Below are 17,373 nucleotides of genomic sequence, written 5' to 3' on the forward strand. Positions count from 1 at the left end.
TATACCCATAAATGATAGTCAATTTAGTTCAGTGTCAGTGTAATGGATTAACACATTCTCACTAAGTCACTGTAAAGTCAGTGACCCACAATAGCGGTGGGTCACTGTTACCTATTATTTGCTCTCAGCGCCAAAATGGGCGACTGTAATCTCGCTTGATATCATCACGACTCAGACCGATATCCTTCAATTGATTTGAACTTAATCGCTCCATTATATTGGCGGTTTTTCGCAACTCATTTTGGTAATGCACATATCTGTATGCTTTTAGCCACCATCGAATAAGAATATTACGGCGGTCTTTGGTGGAGAGGGCAGCCGACGAGCAGCATTCATCTATTTGATCTTCAATTATATTATTCATTGTTGACTCCCCGTCAGTTGGTGAGCCATTAGAATGAAGCTTTGGTGAAAAACATTACAGATGCAAAATAGAACTATTATTTCCATACAGATGTGAGATAAATGAACTGAATGGTGATAATCAGCGCCATCTGTACTGCTTTCTATTTATCAGGTGATAAAAATGACTCGTTACCAACAACTGGCCGATATTCTTAGCCAACGGATTCAAGAAGGGCTTTATATCGCCGGTGAGCGGCTCCCCTCGGTCAGAGTTTTGAGTGACGAGCATGGCGTCAGTATCAGTACAGTTCAACAAGCTTATCGGCAGTTGGAAGAGCGCTTGTTGATAGAGGCGCGAGCAAAATCAGGCTATTTCGTCCGTTGCAGTTCCAATTTGCCTTCTTTACCCGCGACATGCACTCATGCGCAGCGACCAGTAGAAATATCTCAGTGGGAAAATACGCTGGCATTCCTGCAAAAAAGCGACCAGGAGAATGTTATTCATCTGGGCGTTGGTTCACCTGATCTTTCCGGGCCGGGGCTTAAAATACTTAGCCGTTTATTGAGCCGTATTAGCCTCCACCAGTGTGAAGCCGTGATGGATTACGATTCCATTTATGGCACGCCGGCTTTACGTGAGCAGATTTCTCGTCTGATGTTGGACAGTGGTAATCATCAATCAGCTGAGAATATTATTATTACTTCGGGTTGTCATGGCGCTCTGGCGATTGCGTTAGGAGCTGTTTGTCAGCCCGGCGATATTGTCGCGATTGATTCCCCCAGCTTTCATGGTGCAATGCAAACCCTGAAAGGAATGGGAATGAAAGTAATTGAAATTCCAACCGATCCTGTGGTTGGCATCAGTCTGGAGGCCTTAGAAATGGCTTTGGATCAGTGGCCAATTAAGGCGGTTCAACTCACACCAACCTGTAATAATCCACTGGGTTACAACATGCCCGACGATCGCAAAAAGGCACTGCTGACCCTTGCTCAGCGCTATGACATCGCGATTATAGAAGATGATGTTTATGGCGCTCTGGCTTATCAATATCCACGGCCACCAACAATTGCCTCTTTTGACGACGACGGGCGAGTCTTGCTGTGTAGCTCTTTTTCTAAAACAGTCGCACCGGGTTTACGCATTGGCTGGATTGCCCCAGGACGTTATTTAGATAAAGCATTGCACATGAAATATATTTCTGCCGGGCGTGTTGCCTCGTTGCCACAATTAGCGATGGCGGAATTTATCAAGCAAGGGCATTACATGCAGCACTTGCGCCGAATGCGCCGGCAATACCAACGAAATCGCGACATTATGACCGGCTGGGTAATGAAATATTTCCCACCAAGTACTTGTCTGAGCCGGCCACAGGGCAGCTTTATGTTATGGGTCGAATTACCCCATGGTTTTGATAGTCTGCGTCTTAATCGATGCTTATTACCACAGGGAATTCAGGTGGCGGCGGGGTTTATTAGCTCAGCCTCGGGGAAATATCGCAATTGCTTGCGCCTTAGCTACAGCAAACCGATGACGACTGACATTGAACGGGTAATTCAAAAGGTGGGTAAGACTATCTATGAATTGCTAGAAGAAAACAGCTCAGCAGTAAGAGATGTAATTTCAAATTAACATAATTGAATAAGGCTGAAATACTTGATTCTAGCCGAGCAGATAAACTTGGGGTGGCTACATTAGTCGCGCCACAATATGTGGTAAACATAATAACGGTTATAAAAATGTGAACTTTGGTTATTAATTAGCTAATTTTTAAATGGCCTTTTAGTCTTGATGATGATGCCTGGATAAGCAGTTCAGGGCAGTTTGCTGGTGATGGTAATATTGAGATTGATAGAAATGCCATACTAAATTTGACAGGTAAGCTAAACACATTTTGGCAAACCCAAGGTAACTCTACAATTAACTCTCTTTTCACCGATAACACATTATTTGAGTTTAAATAACGGGGTGGTTTTAAGACCTTAACGGCCTAATTTTCACCCCGTCATTTTAAACTCTATTGGCTAAGCCTCTCTGAATATTCTCTTTATTGACGCAGATAAATTTGTGGCAAAGCAGTTTCTGGATGACGAGAAATACCCAAGTCGGCTTGATACCAGCGGGTCAGTGTCTCGGCATTGAGGACTTCTTCCGGCGTACCACTGGCGACCAGTTCACCTTGTGCTAACAGTAAAATGCGGTCGGCATACAATGCCGCCAGATTTAAATCATGCAGCACACAACACACAGCCAAGGGTTCTTGGTGGGTGAGTTGGCGCAGTAGGCGCAAGGTATGCTGTTGATGATATAAATCTAATGCTGATGTCGGCTCATCAAGAAATAGCCAGCGCGGCGTGGGTTCCGGTTGCCACAATTGTGCCAGTACTCGGGCAAGTTGTACGCGTTGTTGCTCACCGCCGGACAGCATACGATAGTCTCGCTGTGCCAGTTCCAGGCAATCCGTTTGTGCCATAACTTCTTGTAGTGCTTGCCGATTTTGCGCCGCAGCATAAGGTGCTCTGCCCATCTGAATGACTTCACTAACACTAAATGGAAACGCCAAATCACTGTATTGACGCATTACTGCGCGGGTGCGGGCTAATGCTTGCGGCAACCAACTATTGAGGTTTTTCCCGAGCAAATGGCACTCGCCACCAGAGGGAGCAAGATAGCCGGTTAGCAGCCGCAGCAGCGTGGATTTACCCGCGCCGTTTGGCCCGATTATCGCCACCATTTCACCACTAGCAATGTGTAGCGAAACGTTATTGATCAGTTTCTTCCCTAGCACGTGGTAGGAAAGCTGGTTGGCTTCTAACAATGCGGGCGGTGTCATAGTCTTATTATCCACGGCGTTGCTCCCGCTGACGTAAAATCAGCCATAGGAAATAAGGGCCACCCAGCAGGCTGGTTATTAACCCGACAGGCATTTCAGCCGGAGCAACTAAGGTTCGAGCCAGTGTATCTGCGGTCAGTAACAGGCAAGCGCCACCCAGTGCAGACCCAGGTAATAACCAGCGGTGATCAGCACCAATTTGCATGCGGATGAGATGCGGTACGACCAGCCCGATAAAACCAATTACGCCACTGACCGCCACGGCGGCACCAATCAATATCGCGCTGATTAACAGCAGGCGGAGTTTAGCTTGACGGACATTAACGCCGAGGTAATGGGCTTCTTCATCTCCTAACTGCAAGAGATTCAACTGGCGCGCTTGCAACAAGCCGAGCACACAAGCAGGCAGAATTAACGACGTGGCGACCAGCAGTGTCGACCACTGCGCCTGACCCAAACTGCCCATGCTCCATAGGGAGAATTGGCGTAATTGCTGGTCGTCACTGATATAGGTTAAAACCCCGACCGCCGCGCCACATAAGGCATTTATCGCAATACCAGCCAACAATAAACGCGATAAATTGCCATGCCCCCAGCGGCTGAGGGTGAAAATAATAGCGGAAATGGCCAGGCTACCAATAAAGGCTCCCACCATGTGGCTATAAAGTGCCAGCAGCGGCGGTAAGCTGAATGGCATGACAATAATCAGCCCAACACACAAAGCGGCACCGCTACTGATACCCAATAATCCGGGATCTGCCAGTGGGTTGCGAAATAACCCTTGCATGATGGCACCGGATACCGCCAGCGCGCAGCCGACCACGACGGCGAGTAGCACGCGCGGCAGGCGGATATTCAGCCAGATATGCCACATGGCATCATCTAATGAAGCATGCCATAAGGTCCGAAACGAGAGTGTTAATGCTCCCATATTGGCCGAGCCTAGCGCTAATATAATCAGAATCATTAGCAAGATACTTAACATCAGGCGCGGATGGACACGGCAATTCATTGCGCTTGTTCCATGCCTTTGCGCAGTTGCGCCAGCACTTGAGGTGTTTCCAGACCAAAGCCCAGTAATGCCATATCATCCACGACTAACAGGCGTTTATTTTTACCTGCTGGCGTCAATGCCAGACCCGGTAATTTCCAGATGCCTTCATTGCCGCCCAGCGCTCTAACACCATCACTGGTTATCAGTAATAAATCCGGTGCGCTGGCGATAACCCCTTCTTGTGATAATGGGCGATAGCGGCTGAATCCTTGCATCGCATTACTGCCACCAGCAGCACGGATCATGGCATCGGCTGCGGTATTTTGGCCTGCGGCCATCGGCGTTAAGCCGCCGTGGCTCATGACAAACAGCACTTTGACGGGTAGCGGTGTGTTATTCACAGCACTCAAACGTTGCTGATAGTCTGTAATCAGTTTTTGACCTTGCTCTTGCTGATTAAGCGCGGTGGCAACGGCATTTATTTTCACTGCCACGCTTTCTGGTGTGGTTTGTCCGGGGACGGTAACGACATTTACACCACTGTCAGCGACTTGTTTTAGCACCAAAGAAGGCTGCGCTAGCTCACTGACCAACAACATGGTGGGCTTCATTGCCAGAATGCCTTCGGCATTCAGCATGCGCATGTAACCAACATCAGGCAGCTTCTGCACTGCCTGAGGCTGTAGACTGGTACTGTCACGGGCCACAATCTCGCCACCAGCACCGAGTGCATAGGCGATTTCTGTTACATCACCACCGATGGTGACAATACGTTCTGCGGCGAAGGAATTCAGCGACAGCAGGCAGGCGCTCAGTGACAGAATGAAAGGGAGTGACAGCAGCCTTAGTCTCATGCGGCGATATCCTTGTTAGCTAAGCGGGCAATTTGCTCACGCCATTGGCTTTGTTCTGGCTGCCCTTCAGTGCGTTGGCCATAAAGTTGGGCAATTTGGGTGCCATCGGCAGCAAAAAGCTCCAAACTGGTGACAAAACCATCTTTGGTGGGTTTGCGTGTAATCCAGCTTTCAGCAATGGTGGTTTCGATCAAATGCAGGGTAAAACGCTTGTTGAAAACATTAATCCAGTCTTGGTGCGGTGTGACTTTTTCAATCATGCCGGTGAAGATTTGCACACAACCACGGTTGCCGACGAAGATCATGATTTCATTCTGATCCTGCTGGGCAATGTTCAGCAGTTGTGTCAGTGAGTTGTTATCAACTTTATAAGCCAGGTCATCGCCTACGGCACGGAAGGCTTGTTGACGGGTGAGGTTATGGCGCTTAAGTAATTGGAAGAACTGGTGCACATCGGTCATGGCACGCCATTCGGTATCCACAGCGGCATCTGTGGCGGTCGGCTCAGTGACATCGGCCGGGGCTGATGGTTCTAACTGCAATGCAGGGTTGGCTGGGCTGATGAATTTGGCCAGTAATGCTTCCCAAGCTGCCATGTCAGTTTGTTCAGTGGCATACACTTTATGTAATGCATCGCCTTGATGGTCGAAGAACTGAATACTATGGCGCACGCCGTGGCGTGTTTCTTCTGTCAGAGTAAAGGCGCTGGCCCACTGGTTGAGGAACAAACGTAAATCCAAATCACGTGGATTGAGGATCAAACCGGCATGACCATTCAGATGTTGATTCTCGTAACGGCCCATTTGCTCATGCACAGCATAGGTGTTGCGAGTGATAGCTTTGACTTCACCGACAGCTTCCAATGCGGCGAGCAGGGCGCGAGCATCAGCCTGTAAAGGTTTTGCATCATGTCCAACCCGGCTGTGGGTGAGTTCAGCTTCTGAAATTCCCATTAAGGTGGCTAAATCGCGCGCATATTTGCCTGGGTTGTCGGCTTTGGCTTGAACATACTGCTCATAGATAGACTTGCTCATAATAACTTCCTCTTTCTATTGATTTTTTATATGCAGGTGACAGCGTTAAATGATAATCCGGTAATCCACAAATTGGATTACCGGAGTTGTTATTTCAGACAATCTTTTTTTCTAGCGGCTACCACTGATAGCTCACGAAGAATTTCGCGTTACGGCCATCTTGTGGTACGCCCTGCGGCGCGTAATATTCTTTCTCAAATGCGTTACCCAGAACGACGGTGGTGGTCATGCCTTTCAGCTGTTCCTGGCCTTTATAGCTGACATAGAAGTCATTGACGCCATAACCCGCTTGGCGTTGGCCAGTGCTGGACGGTTGGGAGCGATCGGCGAAGGTGGCAATCCAGCCCACCGCAAAGCCGCTGTTAGCAACAGGGACATCTAAGGTGCTGGTGACGGTATCCGGGTTAATCGATTCGAGCCATGCGTTGGTGTTTTGGTCTTTACCACGGGTGCGGTTATAGGCCAGATCCCAGTTAAATAAGGATGTCTGGTAGCTCATAGTGGCATCCCAACCCCAGATTTTGGCCCGATCGATATTCACCGAGGTGGTGGTCATGGACGTCATGTTCACCTTGGTGCTGATATAGTCTTTCGCATTGGTATCGAAGTAGCTGGCTTTGAATTGCAGATCATCATCAGCCAGTAACAGGTTGTTAAAGCGCAGACCAAAACCGTATTCCTGTGTTTCGTTGGTTTCCGGTTTCAGGTTTGGATTTGGTACCCAATAGTTGGTGATAACCCGGCCTCGGCCGATTGGAATCGAAAAGTGTTTCGAATCGTTGTACATTTCACCCATCGTTGGGGCGCGGAATGCTTGGGCATAAGAACCGAACAGCATCAGCCAGTCAGTTGGCATAATGCTAACTGCACCACGTGATGACCATTTATCCGCATCTACGTCGGCATAGCCGTCGCTGCTGCCGCGATAGTTGTCATAACGGGTACCGGCCAAGAGCGAAACTGGCAGGTCGCGCAGGGTAATTTCATCTTGCAACCAGCCAGAACCAAAACGAATATCGGCATGCGGGAAGCTTTCAGTTGCTCCGCCCGGCGTTTGTTCCTGTTTGTAGGCTTCAGTGCCGTAAGTCAGTAAGTGAGAAGCAAAGCTATCTGTAAACAGACGGGTGCGGTTTTCCAGCTTACCGCCTTGGGTCGTTTGCTTGCGCTCCTCTGCATTCGAGCCTGTTGGCTGTGCATTGATTTCCACTTCGGAATAATACACTTGCGCCGTGGCATTCAACCATTCCTGGTCAAGTGGCTTAATATTGTAGCTAAGCTGGGCATCGCGTTGAATTGTCGAGCGGTTTGTCAGGACATTACTGCTGGACGCGGCGCTGGCTTGCGGGTTTTTCGGCTCAATTGCATTGTTGTCGTAATAGCGCAAATTGGCGCTCAAAGACTGAGTCTGGTCAATCCGCCAAGTCCCTTTTGCTAACACATTACTGATGGTTTCATCATTGGGTGCGTTAAATCCATCACTCTGGCGGATATTCCCGATATCACGGGTGCCGAAAGAGAGAATGCCATCGACATCGTCAGTACGGCCATATGCACTGGCTCCCAGACCAAAGCTGTGATCGCCGGTAGCCGCGGAGCTGTAAACGCGATAACCGGTATTTTCACCCGGTAACAGTAAATCGGCCGCATCCACGGTTTCGTAAGAAATCACCCCGCCCAAAGCGCCGCTACCATACAGTAGTGCCGACGGGCCACGAACCACTTCAATACGTTTTACCAGCGCCGGATCGAGGAAAGTTGAGTTCAGATGGCCGGTATCCGTGCCTTGGCGAATACCATCAACCAACGTGAGGACGCCTTGCTTGCCATAACCTCGCAGTGTCACATCCTGGCCATTGACCCGTCCGCTGCCAGTGACTGTCAGCCCCGGAACCTTGCGCAACATATCAGCCGCCGAAGTGGCGGTTTCGCTGGTGGGGGAGTTGCCCTCAATCACTGTCACCATCATTGGTGCTTCAAAACTGCTGCGCTCATTACCCGTCGCAGTGACCACCATCGTGTCGTTAGTGTGTTTTTTATTGCTTGTTGAGGTGGTGGTATCTGCTGCTTGAGCAGCAAGAGGCAAGGCGCAAGCGATTGCCAAACTGAGTGAAGACCAGCGGAAGCGGTCAGAGGTAAAACGTGGCATGTCGGCAATTCTCCATAATTTCTATGCAATAAATTTATATGCAAAACAAATAGATAGGTTGCTGGCTGCCTTGATTCGAGAATCTGGGTGGCTTGCATTAACCCTCGCCATGACAGCGCCGCATTGCGGGCACGCCAATGACATCGGGGCGATTTTTATTTATTGGGTTAGGACAAATTATTTTGTCAGTATCAGTTTTCCGGCCTTGGTCTGACGCAGTTGATAACATTCGCCCTGATGGATGATAAAAGCCACGCTGTGCTCTCCCAGCAATTGTTCGCTAGTAATAGACAAAGGTTTGCTTACCGCCAGAGGTTCGGCAGCCGGTTCATCGTTCAGCATTGGCACTTTATTCAACTGTTTATCCATATAATCAGTAATGTAATGATAACCAATATCAATATGATAATCATTATCAATCATATTTGGATGTTACATCAAGAAATATTTATTGTTAACCTGTTTATATTTAGTTAGCTAATTTTGGCTCGATTAAGGCGTAGATTTGGTAATAGGTTGTTGGATCTTCGATCATTTGGCTGAGGTGACGAGCCACATCTTCACGGGTGACCATACCGTGGGCTTCAGTTTGCAGGCGTATAGCATTATTTGTTGCGGGCTTATCCAACAAGCCACCGGGCCGGATTAGGGTGTAAATCAAGTTGCTGGTCTGTAACCAACTCTCGGCCAGTGATTTCTCTCGTACCGCCTGACCAAAAGCGGCTTTGGCTCTGGGGGACAGTGTTGACCAACTATCACCGCAGCCGATTGATGTAACCAAAAGCATACGTTTCAAGCCCAGTTTCTCGGCGGTATCGACGATCAAGCGGTTTCCCTGATAATCAGCGCTGCGACTACCTAATGTTGAAATGATTGCGGCCTCTGGGCCTGCTAATTGACAGGCTTCTAACACACTTTGTGGGTCACAGGCATCGCCACACACCACCGTCAGATTGTTACTGCGCAACGCTTGTGCTTGCTGCGGATTGCGTATCAAGAGAGTGACCGGGCGAGGATGTAATGCGGCATTCTCATGTTGGTTTGCCAGTGCCAATAAATGCGCCCCCACGCCCTGACCCGCCCCAAAGATTAGCCAAGGTTTCATGGCGTTTCCTCTGCGGATTCTGGCAGCACTTGCTGCTCGGCACTGAGCTGCTGCGCTAATTGATGGAAGGCGGCCAGGCCGTCAGCGCGTAATTGGCGATGCTCATCACGGCCAACATAGACTTTCAGCATAGCTTCGCCTTGCTGATTAAAAAATTGCACGGACGCCGTTGCCATGCCCATAAACGGGCGCTCCAGTAGGGCGATTGCCTGGCAGTTCTGTGCTTTGATATGACCGCTAACACCTTGTTTATCCCTAAGATTAAAATAACCATGACGATGAAAACCGCTCGGTAATGGCCCTTTGTGCTCCAAAATGATATCGGCGGTATGCACCAGGATGGTGACATCGCCCCATTCCGTCATGCTGTCCCATATGCGGTCAAACTGCTCGGCATCCGCCAATACTCGCTGCGGCAATGCGCGCACCACTTCAAGCAGACTGACGTGATAATCCTGTGCAATTTGCTCTAGGGTGCCATCCGGTTGAGTGGCAAGGAATTCGGCGAGTGGCAATGTATTTTCAGGCTGTGGGGTATTCATAAGTGATTTTCCGTTGTAATAAGTGAGGGAATAAGTTGTTGCAGCGCCTGCATCATATTGCTGGCCCAAAAACGTCCGCTATCAGTAAGCCGTAGGCAAAAGCTATTATCTTTCAGTAAATGACATTGATGCCATTGTGCAATTAATGGCATCAATGGATTCGGGTTTGTGATTAATTCGCTCAGATCTAAGCGGCCGACCTCAATACCGCTTTGCAATTTGGCGCGCCACGGATGCTCGCCACTGGTTTGCGTCATCATCATCAGCGGCTTTTGCCCGCTATCAATTGAGCGGTAATAATTATCCAAACTGCGGTGCTGCATATAGGCGTGCCCTTGTAACGAACCACCGGCACCACTGCCCAATGCAAGGCAATCAGCCCCTTGTTTAATCAACAGGTTATAAAGGTTACGTTCACGAGTGGTGCGCGCCCAATGGCTATTACTTAGCTGATGCCAACCTGCCTGCGCGAGGCTATCAGCACCACTACAGTAAAAATCGCATTGCTGTGCCAGAGTCGGCAGTTCCACCCGATTGTTTTCGACCGATTTGGCCAGTGGGGTGGTGGGCAATAGATTGAGGGCATACAGGTCGACGCCATCCAGCGGGAGCTGGCGGACAATGGCCAAATCTTCTTGCCAGGTCTCCGGTGTTTGGTGAGGTAAACCGAACATCAGGTCACACACCACGGCTGCGCGATCCCGGCGAGCTAAATCAGTGAGAAAACGAATGGCCTGGTCGCGGTCGGCTTTCCGTCCCATTCGTTGGCGAATACGAGTGTTAAAGGTTTGAATACCCACGGAGAAACGATTAGCGCCCGCCTCCAGGCAAGCATCAATCCGTTCATCATCAAAATTAAAAATTCGCCCCTCGACAGTAATCTCGCAGTCGGGTGCTAGGGGTAAATTCTGACGCAACTGGCTGATAATTCGGTGTAATTGTTCTGCTGATAGTGCGCTTGGTGTGCCGCCTCCGAAGTAAATTGCATGAATTGGCCCACCTTGTAGCAGTGGGCTGGCAGCTTCCATATTCAGCTCCTGCAACAAATAATCGGTATAGCGCGCGGTACTTTCGGGTTGCAGAGGATTTTGATAGAAACCACAGAAAGTGCAGTGAGTGGCACAGAACGGAATATGTAAGTAAAGCAATCGCTTATTAGGGGGGAGGGGCTGTTGTAACAGTGATTGCCAGCTATCCTGAAGTGACTCGGCAGGGAGCGGGCGGCTGTCGCGCCACGGCATCGTGGCCCATCGCTTGGGAAAAGGCTGCGGCCCTTGCCTGGCATGATATGGCATCAGATCAATATTCATAGTCTGCTCATTAAGTTGTAGATGATAAATCAAATGATAATCATAAGCATTTAATCAATAATGCAGGCTAAAGATCTTGATCTCTATCAGTAAATTAGAATGAAAATCGCTCAAATCTGCTGAGCGCGCAGGGATAGGCCACTGCCGCAGCATTGGCGACGCCACCCCCATAACAAAAGCCGTAATACCAACCTTGCCGGTGTTGCTCCTATCAGCCATCAAAAACGTTATTGCGGCAAAAAAATCATTCATCAGCTTGGTTGGGTCAACCTGCTGATGCAGTTCACGGCCTTTATCCGACAAAATGGTGAACTGAAAGGGGAAGAGTATTAGTCCGAACTGTCCTAAGTGCTGAAAAGTAAAAGGATGGAGTATTAAAATTCGTCAAAATAACCTGTTAGATCAGGGGCAGCAAAATATCAAACGACGGATACATGCCATGCTGGGATATATCACGGAGAGAACCATTTTGTTCATTATCTGCTCAGATAATAGACAAAAATACTTTCGTTGTCATTAATTCGACTGAATATCTGTAATGAAATTGAATTATATCTTGGCCATAATAATTGATAAAAATATAATATTAACAGTATGTTAGTATTCGCCGCAGGTTAGTCACAGCATTTTATTATATTTTTTTTAAAAAAATCACTCTTAAATTAAGAAAAATATTTTTTTTGGACTATATTTCATATTTGGATAAACAATAAATACCATATACCAAATCAGACTGATTACATTAGTATATTGTAGTTAACATATGCTTTTAATCCTTTACTTAATTAAGGTGATATTGTTATGGCTGCAGATAACTCAATTAAACACACACTAGATAAAAATATTAAAATAGGAATTAATTCGTCTGGTGTACGCCAAGAATTCGATAGTATGGGAGAAGTTAGTGTCCCTGCTGATCGTTATTGGGGCGCTCAAACTCAACGCTCATTACAGCATTTTAACATTGGCAATGATTTAATGCCAAAAGATGTTTATCACGCGTATGGATATATAAAGAAAGCTTGTGCACTCGTTAATTTTGAGGCGGGTAGATTAGTTGATTGGAAAAAAGATGCAATTATTCAGGCTGCCGATGAAACAATTAGCGGTAATTTAGATGATCATTATCCGCTTTATGTGTGGCAAACCGGATCTGGCACACAATCAAATATGAATGTTAATGAGGTTATTTCTAATCGTGCGATTCAATTATTAGGTGGTTCCCTGGGTACTCAAGACCCTATTGGTCCAAACGACGATGTAAATATGGGCCAATCATCAAATGATACCTTTCCAACGGCTATGCATATCGCGGTTATTTTTTCCCTTGATGAAAAATTAATCCCAAGTATTCAACAGCTAATAGACATAATAGAAAGTAAAGCAGCTTCATGGATGAATGTGGTTAAAATTGGACGCACTCACTTAGAAGATGCAGTCCCTTTAACTGTTGGCCAGGAGTGGTATGGTTGGGCTGGTCAATTAAGAGATTCATTAGATGATATCAAGCGCAGTAAAACCGATTTGTATAAGCTGGCTGTAGGAGGAACTGCAGTAGGTACAGGATTAAATGCCCCTAAAGGTTTCTCAAAAGATGTGGCAGCAAAAATAGCCGAGCTTACACAAAAACCTTTTATTACCGCCCCAAACAAATTCACTGCACAGGGTTCTCTTGATGCTCTTGTCCGTGCTCATTCCGCTATAAAAGGATTAGCCGTTTCTCTTATAAAAATAGCCAATGACATGAGGTGGTTAGCATCAGGCCCTCGTTGTGGGTTGAGTGAACTCATTTTGCCTTCTAATGAACCTGGTTCTTCGATTATGCCAGGAAAAGTAAACCCTACCCAATGTGAAGCAGTTGTAATGATAGGCATCCAAGTTATGGGGAATGACACTGCTATTTCCATTTCTGGTAGCCAAGGTAACTTTGAATTAAATGCCATGCGCCCGGTTATTATTAATAATTTGCTACATTCAATTTTGATTTTAGCTGATGGTTGCCAGAAATTTAGAGAGTTTTCAGTTGAAGGAACTACTCTGAATAATGAAAAAATCAAAGAATATGTAGATGATAGTGTCATGTTAGTTACTGCGTTATCACCTATAATTGGTTATCAAAACTCGGCCCATATTGCAGAGAATGCAATACAGAAAAATATCACATTGAAAGAGTCAGCTATTTCTTCAGGAAAAATAAGCGAAGAAGATTTTGATAAGTATGTAAATGCCATCGCTATGACAGGCAATGGTTTGTCTGGTGCTTAAGTCTTAATTTTATTTAATATAGAACATAAACTAAAGAGGATGTTAATATGCGTCAAGCTAAAGTTATTGTTGAAAATGGCAAAAGAAAAATCCAAACAACAGCCAGAGGATATAATGTATTACGTGACCCGTCACTTAATAAAGGTTCCTCTTTCACTAAAGAGGAACGTGAGCGTTTGGGGCTAAATGGTATTCTCCCTCCAGTTATAACAAGTGATATGGAAGTTCAATTAAACAGAAGTTATAACGTATATCACTCACATAAGTCAGATCTTGAGAAACATGTATATATGTGGCAGTTACATGACAATAATTCAACATTGTTTTATGCTTTATTACAGCGCCATATGTTAGAGATGCTTCCTGTTGTTTATGATCCCGTAGTTGGTGATGCGATAGAAAACTATAGTGAAATTGAAACTCGTCCTCGTGGTATATTCATTAGTATTAATGAACCTGAACTTATTGAAGAAAAACTACGTGCATTTGGCGCACAGCCTGAAGAAATAAGATTATTGGTAACAACTGATGCAGAGGAAATTCTAGGTATTGGGGACTGGGGTTCTAATGGTATCGATATTTCTGTAGGTAAATTGGCTGTTTATACCGCAGCAGCAGGGGTTGATCCTCATAGTGTGATCCCCGTTGTTTTAGATGTCGGAACAAACAACGAAAAGCTTTTAAATGATCCCGCTTATGTTGGGAATCGTCACGAACGCATTACAGGCCAAGTTTATGACGATTTTATAGATTCTTATGTCAAAGCAGTAAGAAATATTTACCCGGAAGCTGTGTTGCATTGGGAAGACTTCGGTTCAACAAATGCGCGTCGTATTATCAATAAATATCGTGATAACTTTGCAACCTTTAATGATGATATGCAAGGAACAGGAGCTATTGTTTTAGCCGGTTTGCTTAATGCAGTTAAGCTAAGTAAAACACCATGGACTGAACAACGTGTTGTTATTTTTGGTTCAGGGACTGCCGGTTGTGGGATAGCAGATCAAATACGCGACCAAATGATGAAAAGTGGTCTTTCTAAAGAAGAAGCTATATCACGTATTTGGTTAGTCGACTTACCAGGGCTTATCACCTCTGATATGACTGATGATTTGCTATTTTACCAAAGAGATTATGCAAAAAATATAGCAGACGTCTCAAGTTATCCTAGAACAAAAGTTGATATATCTGTTGAGTCACGGACTCGCTTCCCAGAAATGGCAAACATTTTAATTAAACAGAATAGCGATAAAGGGATAATCGATTTAGCCGCTGTTGTTAATAAAGTAAAACCAACAGTGTTGATTGGAACTTCAACAACTCCAGGAGCATTCACAGAAAGTATTGTCCGTGATATGGTCAGTAATGTTGAAAGACCTATTATTTTCCCTCTATCTAATCCAACGTTATTACATGAAGCAACACCACAACATCTAATAGAATGGACAGATGGTAAGGTATTTACAGCAACAGGTGCACCTTTTGATGATGTAAATTATAAAGGTATCACCTATAAAATAGGGCAAGCGAATAACGCAGCTCTTTATCCGGGATTGGGCTTCGGTGCTATCGTTTCTAAAGCAAGCAAGATTACAGATGAAATGATATTTGCCGCTGTAGAAGCAGTAGCAAGCCAAGCAACTCTGGGTGCTGAAGGTGCTTCTTTGCTGCCATCTAATGCAGATCTGAGAGTGACTTCTAGTATTGTTGCTCTAAACGTATTAAGGACAGCCCAGTCTCAAGGATTGTCAAAAGTAGATACCAATCAGTCGGATGTGGAACTGGTAAGAGAAGCCGCTTGGTGGCCAGTTTATGTACCGGTAGAAGCAGTGTAGAAAGTTAATGATTTGATAATTCAATAGTCATAATTAATAACCTAATGCTATGTTTTGCATTGGGTTATTAGGCTTGGAGGTGACGAAATGTCCTCTTTTAATAAAAAGATATTTTTCTTTATAATATTGGCATTCAATGGTGGCTTTGTTGATGCTAGCTCAGTTGTTGTATTTAATGTGTTTACAGGCCATCTTACTGGGAATAGCATATTAAGCCTTGTTCATCTTTCTAAATTAGATTTTCACCTTTTCTTTCTTTCAATTACATCTTTGACTTTATTTTTCACCGGCTCTTTTTTAGGTGTGCTATTTAATGGTTCAAAGAAACTGACAACATTCCCACTATTGGTTTTGATCATAATTCTTTGTATTTTTACGTCATTCTTGATAATTAAAAATTCATTTGAGTCAAGTTATTTGGATGTAATATGTGTTGCATTGATAAGTTTATCAATGGGTATTCAGAATGGATTCTTTAGTAAAATTGAATCAATTGATGCACATTCGACCTATATCACCGGGATGACAACATCTATAATAAAGTGTTTTTTTGATAATGATATTAATGGCAAAAAAAAAGTGACATTAATTATCACGGTATTTTCATTTATTTTAGGCGGGGCATTAGGGGCATTTTTATCAGTGAATTATGGTGTTAAATCATTTTATCTTGCATTTCTCCTGATCTTAGCCCTCATTTTATATGTGTTACTATTTAAATTTGAAATGGGCCCGGCCGAATTAACAAAGGCAAGTTAGTAAAATTTATATTATCTATTCTTTAGGCAGATAACAGATAAAACTGTTCTGCCTACGATAAATCTACCGCTCCGGCTCTATCTTATAGACGACAGTTGAATGCGGTAAAACCATTTAAGTAAACTCCTCGATATACCCCCCCATGAAGATTTAAAATTAACGCTATAGGTGAAAATACCTATGATATTAAGTAACTATTCTAATTGTGCATTTGTTTTATATTGGCTATTTTGTATTAACTTTTATTTAAAAGTCAGGTGTTATTATTGTCTAATAGACAAATATTTAAAATATATCACCAAGTACCTTATGTTATTTACGTCATAAGCAGCCAATATTGCGGAGACGTAAACTATGACGGATATACTTTTTAAGTGAGAAATACATGATGATTAAAAATTTTTTACTGGTTGCTTCTCTGGCTGCTATTTCTGCTAATGCTTTTGCCGATAATACATTATCTGGATATTATGGTTCTTTAAAATTACTCCATGCTCGGCAGTCTGCGGAAAATATGAACACCAGCAGCCGCCCGGGGGTGGGGGAGTTTGTCAGTGGTGAAGAAAAACATAATTTCTATAATGGTTCTCTTGCTGCGGGTTATCAGTTTGGTAATGGCTGGCGCACTGAAGGGGAATATGTCTTCAAGAAAAAAAGTGAATACACCAGTGGTTCCAGCATATTCGCTACCAGCTATAATCATCATAAAGTTGATGTACAGCGCTTAATGCTTAATGTTTATCGTGACTATGCACTGGGTTACGATATTTCAATTTACGGCACTTTGGGGTTAGGGTTAGCTAAAGTAGAATCAAGCGGCTGGCAAGGAAATACATCACGCCAATATACGGAAAATACACAAACTAATCTGGCTTACTCTGTAGGGGCTGGGGTCAGTTACGCCGTGATGAATAACCTCAGTATCGATTTAGGTTACCGTTACGTAGATATGGGTAACGTGGAAAGTGGTTACAATAATTTTACTAATGCCAGAAGATTGCAAGATGAACAAATGAAAGCTCATTTGATCTCCAGTGAATTCACGCTAGGTGCACGTTATCTGTTCTAATCACCACGAGTAGTTTATTTTTGCCCATCATCCTCGCCATATTTCAAACTTAGAAATAGGGTGAGGATATGGCACTCCGGCCAATAGCAATCTTTGTTGCATTAAACCCTATCAAACTCACATACTGCGTGGCTTTATTGAATAAATCGAGCTTTTGACCGTAGTCAGGATCAGATCACCACACTCCTGATCCTGCAGCGATATCACGTGGCAAAACAAAAGTTCAAAATAGCCAACTGGGCTACCTACAACAAGGTACTCATCAATCGGAGCTCACTGACTTC

15 protein-coding genes and 1 pseudogene are annotated in these 17,373 nt (G+C 44.9%); 5 read left to right on the forward strand and 11 right to left on the reverse strand.

Translation table 11 applies throughout. From position 1 onward, the window contains the following. Positions 1 to 124 precede the first annotated feature (124 nt). Positions 125 to 364, reverse strand: coding sequence for a DUF1127 domain-containing protein (locus YROHD0001_RS0118495; RefSeq protein ID WP_032817762.1), 240 nt, complete (start codon positions 362 to 364; stop codon positions 125 to 127). A 162-nt stretch (positions 365 to 526) separates the two neighbouring features. On the opposite strand from YROHD0001_RS0118495, the gene YROHD0001_RS03355 reads away from it, so the two are divergent. Next, positions 527 to 1,975 carry an aminotransferase-like domain-containing protein gene (locus tag YROHD0001_RS03355; RefSeq protein ID WP_032817764.1) on the forward strand — a complete coding sequence of 483 codons (1,449 nt, stop codon included), beginning with the start codon at positions 527 to 529 and terminating at the stop codon, positions 1,973 to 1,975. A 415-nt stretch (positions 1,976 to 2,390) separates the two neighbouring features. Here the strand turns inward: YROHD0001_RS03355 and YROHD0001_RS03350 are convergent, their stop codons facing one another. The 10 genes and pseudogenes from YROHD0001_RS03350 to YROHD0001_RS03305 all read right to left on the reverse strand — a co-directional run. Next, the gene (locus YROHD0001_RS03350) at positions 2,391 to 3,176 is read right to left on the reverse strand and encodes a heme ABC transporter ATP-binding protein (RefSeq protein ID WP_004716062.1); all 786 of its coding nucleotides are present in this window, start codon (positions 3,174 to 3,176) and stop codon (positions 2,391 to 2,393) included. A gap of 7 nt (positions 3,177 to 3,183) precedes the next feature. Further along, entirely contained in the window at positions 3,184 to 4,188 is a 1,005-nt protein-coding gene (locus YROHD0001_RS03345; protein WP_032817766.1) for a FecCD family ABC transporter permease, read from the reverse strand. Further along, positions 4,185 to 5,024: a heme/hemin ABC transporter substrate-binding protein gene (locus tag YROHD0001_RS03340; protein WP_032817769.1), complete on the reverse strand. Its 840-nt coding sequence runs from the start codon at positions 5,022 to 5,024 to the stop codon at positions 4,185 to 4,187. The genes YROHD0001_RS03345 and YROHD0001_RS03340 overlap by 4 nt, the downstream gene beginning before the upstream one ends. After that, complete coding sequence (locus YROHD0001_RS03335) at positions 5,021 to 6,058, reverse strand: hemin-degrading factor (protein WP_004716066.1); 1,038 nt, start codon at positions 6,056 to 6,058, stop codon at positions 5,021 to 5,023. Before YROHD0001_RS03335 ends, YROHD0001_RS03340 begins: the two co-directional genes overlap by 4 nt. Before the next feature lie 118 nt (positions 6,059 to 6,176). Beyond that, positions 6,177 to 8,204: a TonB-dependent hemoglobin/transferrin/lactoferrin family receptor gene (locus tag YROHD0001_RS03330; RefSeq protein ID WP_004716068.1), complete on the reverse strand. Its 2,028-nt coding sequence runs from the start codon at positions 8,202 to 8,204 to the stop codon at positions 6,177 to 6,179. A 177-nt stretch (positions 8,205 to 8,381) separates the two neighbouring features. Then, entirely contained in the window at positions 8,382 to 8,627 is a 246-nt protein-coding gene (hemP, locus tag YROHD0001_RS03325) for a hemin uptake protein HemP (protein ID WP_004716069.1), read from the reverse strand. A 46-nt stretch (positions 8,628 to 8,673) separates the two neighbouring features. Next, positions 8,674 to 9,309, reverse strand: a complete 636-nt coding sequence (locus tag YROHD0001_RS03320; protein ID WP_032817771.1) for an SDR family oxidoreductase — start codon at positions 9,307 to 9,309, stop codon at positions 8,674 to 8,676. Further along, a complete protein-coding gene (hutX, locus tag YROHD0001_RS03315; protein ID WP_032817773.1) occupies positions 9,306 to 9,851 on the reverse strand; it encodes a heme utilization cystosolic carrier protein HutX in 546 nt (181 codons plus the stop codon). Before hutX ends, YROHD0001_RS03320 begins: the two co-directional genes overlap by 4 nt. Further along, positions 9,848 to 11,161, reverse strand: a complete 1,314-nt coding sequence (gene hutW, locus YROHD0001_RS03310) for a heme anaerobic degradation radical SAM methyltransferase ChuW/HutW (RefSeq protein WP_032817775.1) — start codon at positions 11,159 to 11,161, stop codon at positions 9,848 to 9,850. Before hutW ends, hutX begins: the two co-directional genes overlap by 4 nt. 130 nt (positions 11,162 to 11,291) lie before the next feature. After that, positions 11,292 to 11,458 (reverse strand): annotated as a pseudogene (locus tag YROHD0001_RS03305) (dienelactone hydrolase family protein); the annotation flags it as partial. A 504-nt stretch (positions 11,459 to 11,962) separates the two neighbouring features. Here YROHD0001_RS03305 and fumC point away from each other — a divergent pair. The 4 genes from fumC to YROHD0001_RS03290 all read left to right on the forward strand — a co-directional run bounded on the left by fumC (position 11,963) and on the right by YROHD0001_RS03290 (position 17,089). Then, positions 11,963 to 13,426, forward strand: a complete 1,464-nt coding sequence (fumC, locus tag YROHD0001_RS03300) for a class II fumarate hydratase (RefSeq protein ID WP_004716076.1) — start codon at positions 11,963 to 11,965, stop codon at positions 13,424 to 13,426. A 47-nt stretch (positions 13,427 to 13,473) separates the two neighbouring features. Further along, a complete protein-coding gene (locus tag YROHD0001_RS03295; RefSeq protein ID WP_004716077.1) occupies positions 13,474 to 15,261 on the forward strand; it encodes an NAD-dependent malic enzyme in 1,788 nt (595 codons plus the stop codon). A gap of 87 nt (positions 15,262 to 15,348) precedes the next feature. Then, positions 15,349 to 16,020 carry a YoaK family protein gene (locus tag YROHD0001_RS0118500; protein WP_032817777.1) on the forward strand — a complete coding sequence of 224 codons (672 nt, stop codon included), beginning with the start codon at positions 15,349 to 15,351 and terminating at the stop codon, positions 16,018 to 16,020. 385 nt (positions 16,021 to 16,405) lie between these two features. Beyond that, positions 16,406 to 17,089: an outer membrane protein gene (locus YROHD0001_RS03290; RefSeq protein ID WP_004716080.1), complete on the forward strand. Its 684-nt coding sequence runs from the start codon at positions 16,406 to 16,408 to the stop codon at positions 17,087 to 17,089. Positions 17,090 to 17,373 lie beyond the last annotated feature (284 nt).

Origin of the sequence: Yersinia rohdei ATCC 43380 (assembly GCF_000173775.1) — a bacterium.
Lineage (GTDB): Bacteria > Pseudomonadota > Gammaproteobacteria > Enterobacterales > Enterobacteriaceae > Yersinia > Yersinia rohdei.

What these genes read in the sequence shown, in the direction of transcription:
- YROHD0001_RS0118495 (WP_032817762.1), bottom strand. Translation starts at nt 364, where the DNA reads ATGAATAATATAATTGAAGATCAAATAGATGAATGCTGCTCGTCGGCT.
- YROHD0001_RS03355 (WP_032817764.1), top strand. Translation starts at nt 527, where the DNA reads ATGACTCGTTACCAACAACTGGCCGATATTCTTAGCCAACGGATTCAA.
- YROHD0001_RS03350 (WP_004716062.1), bottom strand. Translation starts at nt 3,176, where the DNA reads ATGACACCGCCCGCATTGTTAGAAGCCAACCAGCTTTCCTACCACGTG.
- YROHD0001_RS03345 (WP_032817766.1), bottom strand. Translation starts at nt 4,188, where the DNA reads ATGAATTGCCGTGTCCATCCGCGCCTGATGTTAAGTATCTTGCTAATG.
- YROHD0001_RS03340 (WP_032817769.1), bottom strand. Translation starts at nt 5,024, where the DNA reads ATGAGACTAAGGCTGCTGTCACTCCCTTTCATTCTGTCACTGAGCGCC.
- YROHD0001_RS03335 (WP_004716066.1), bottom strand. Translation starts at nt 6,058, where the DNA reads ATGAGCAAGTCTATCTATGAGCAGTATGTTCAAGCCAAAGCCGACAAC.
- YROHD0001_RS03330 (WP_004716068.1), bottom strand. Translation starts at nt 8,204, where the DNA reads ATGCCACGTTTTACCTCTGACCGCTTCCGCTGGTCTTCACTCAGTTTG.
- hemP (WP_004716069.1), bottom strand. Translation starts at nt 8,627, where the DNA reads ATGATTGATAATGATTATCATATTGATATTGGTTATCATTACATTACT.
- YROHD0001_RS03320 (WP_032817771.1), bottom strand. Translation starts at nt 9,309, where the DNA reads ATGAAACCTTGGCTAATCTTTGGGGCGGGTCAGGGCGTGGGGGCGCAT.
- hutX (WP_032817773.1), bottom strand. Translation starts at nt 9,851, where the DNA reads ATGAATACCCCACAGCCTGAAAATACATTGCCACTCGCCGAATTCCTT.
- hutW (WP_032817775.1), bottom strand. Translation starts at nt 11,161, where the DNA reads ATGAATATTGATCTGATGCCATATCATGCCAGGCAAGGGCCGCAGCCT.
- fumC (WP_004716076.1), top strand. Translation starts at nt 11,963, where the DNA reads ATGGCTGCAGATAACTCAATTAAACACACACTAGATAAAAATATTAAA.
- YROHD0001_RS03295 (WP_004716077.1), top strand. Translation starts at nt 13,474, where the DNA reads ATGCGTCAAGCTAAAGTTATTGTTGAAAATGGCAAAAGAAAAATCCAA.
- YROHD0001_RS0118500 (WP_032817777.1), top strand. Translation starts at nt 15,349, where the DNA reads ATGTCCTCTTTTAATAAAAAGATATTTTTCTTTATAATATTGGCATTC.
- YROHD0001_RS03290 (WP_004716080.1), top strand. Translation starts at nt 16,406, where the DNA reads ATGATGATTAAAAATTTTTTACTGGTTGCTTCTCTGGCTGCTATTTCT.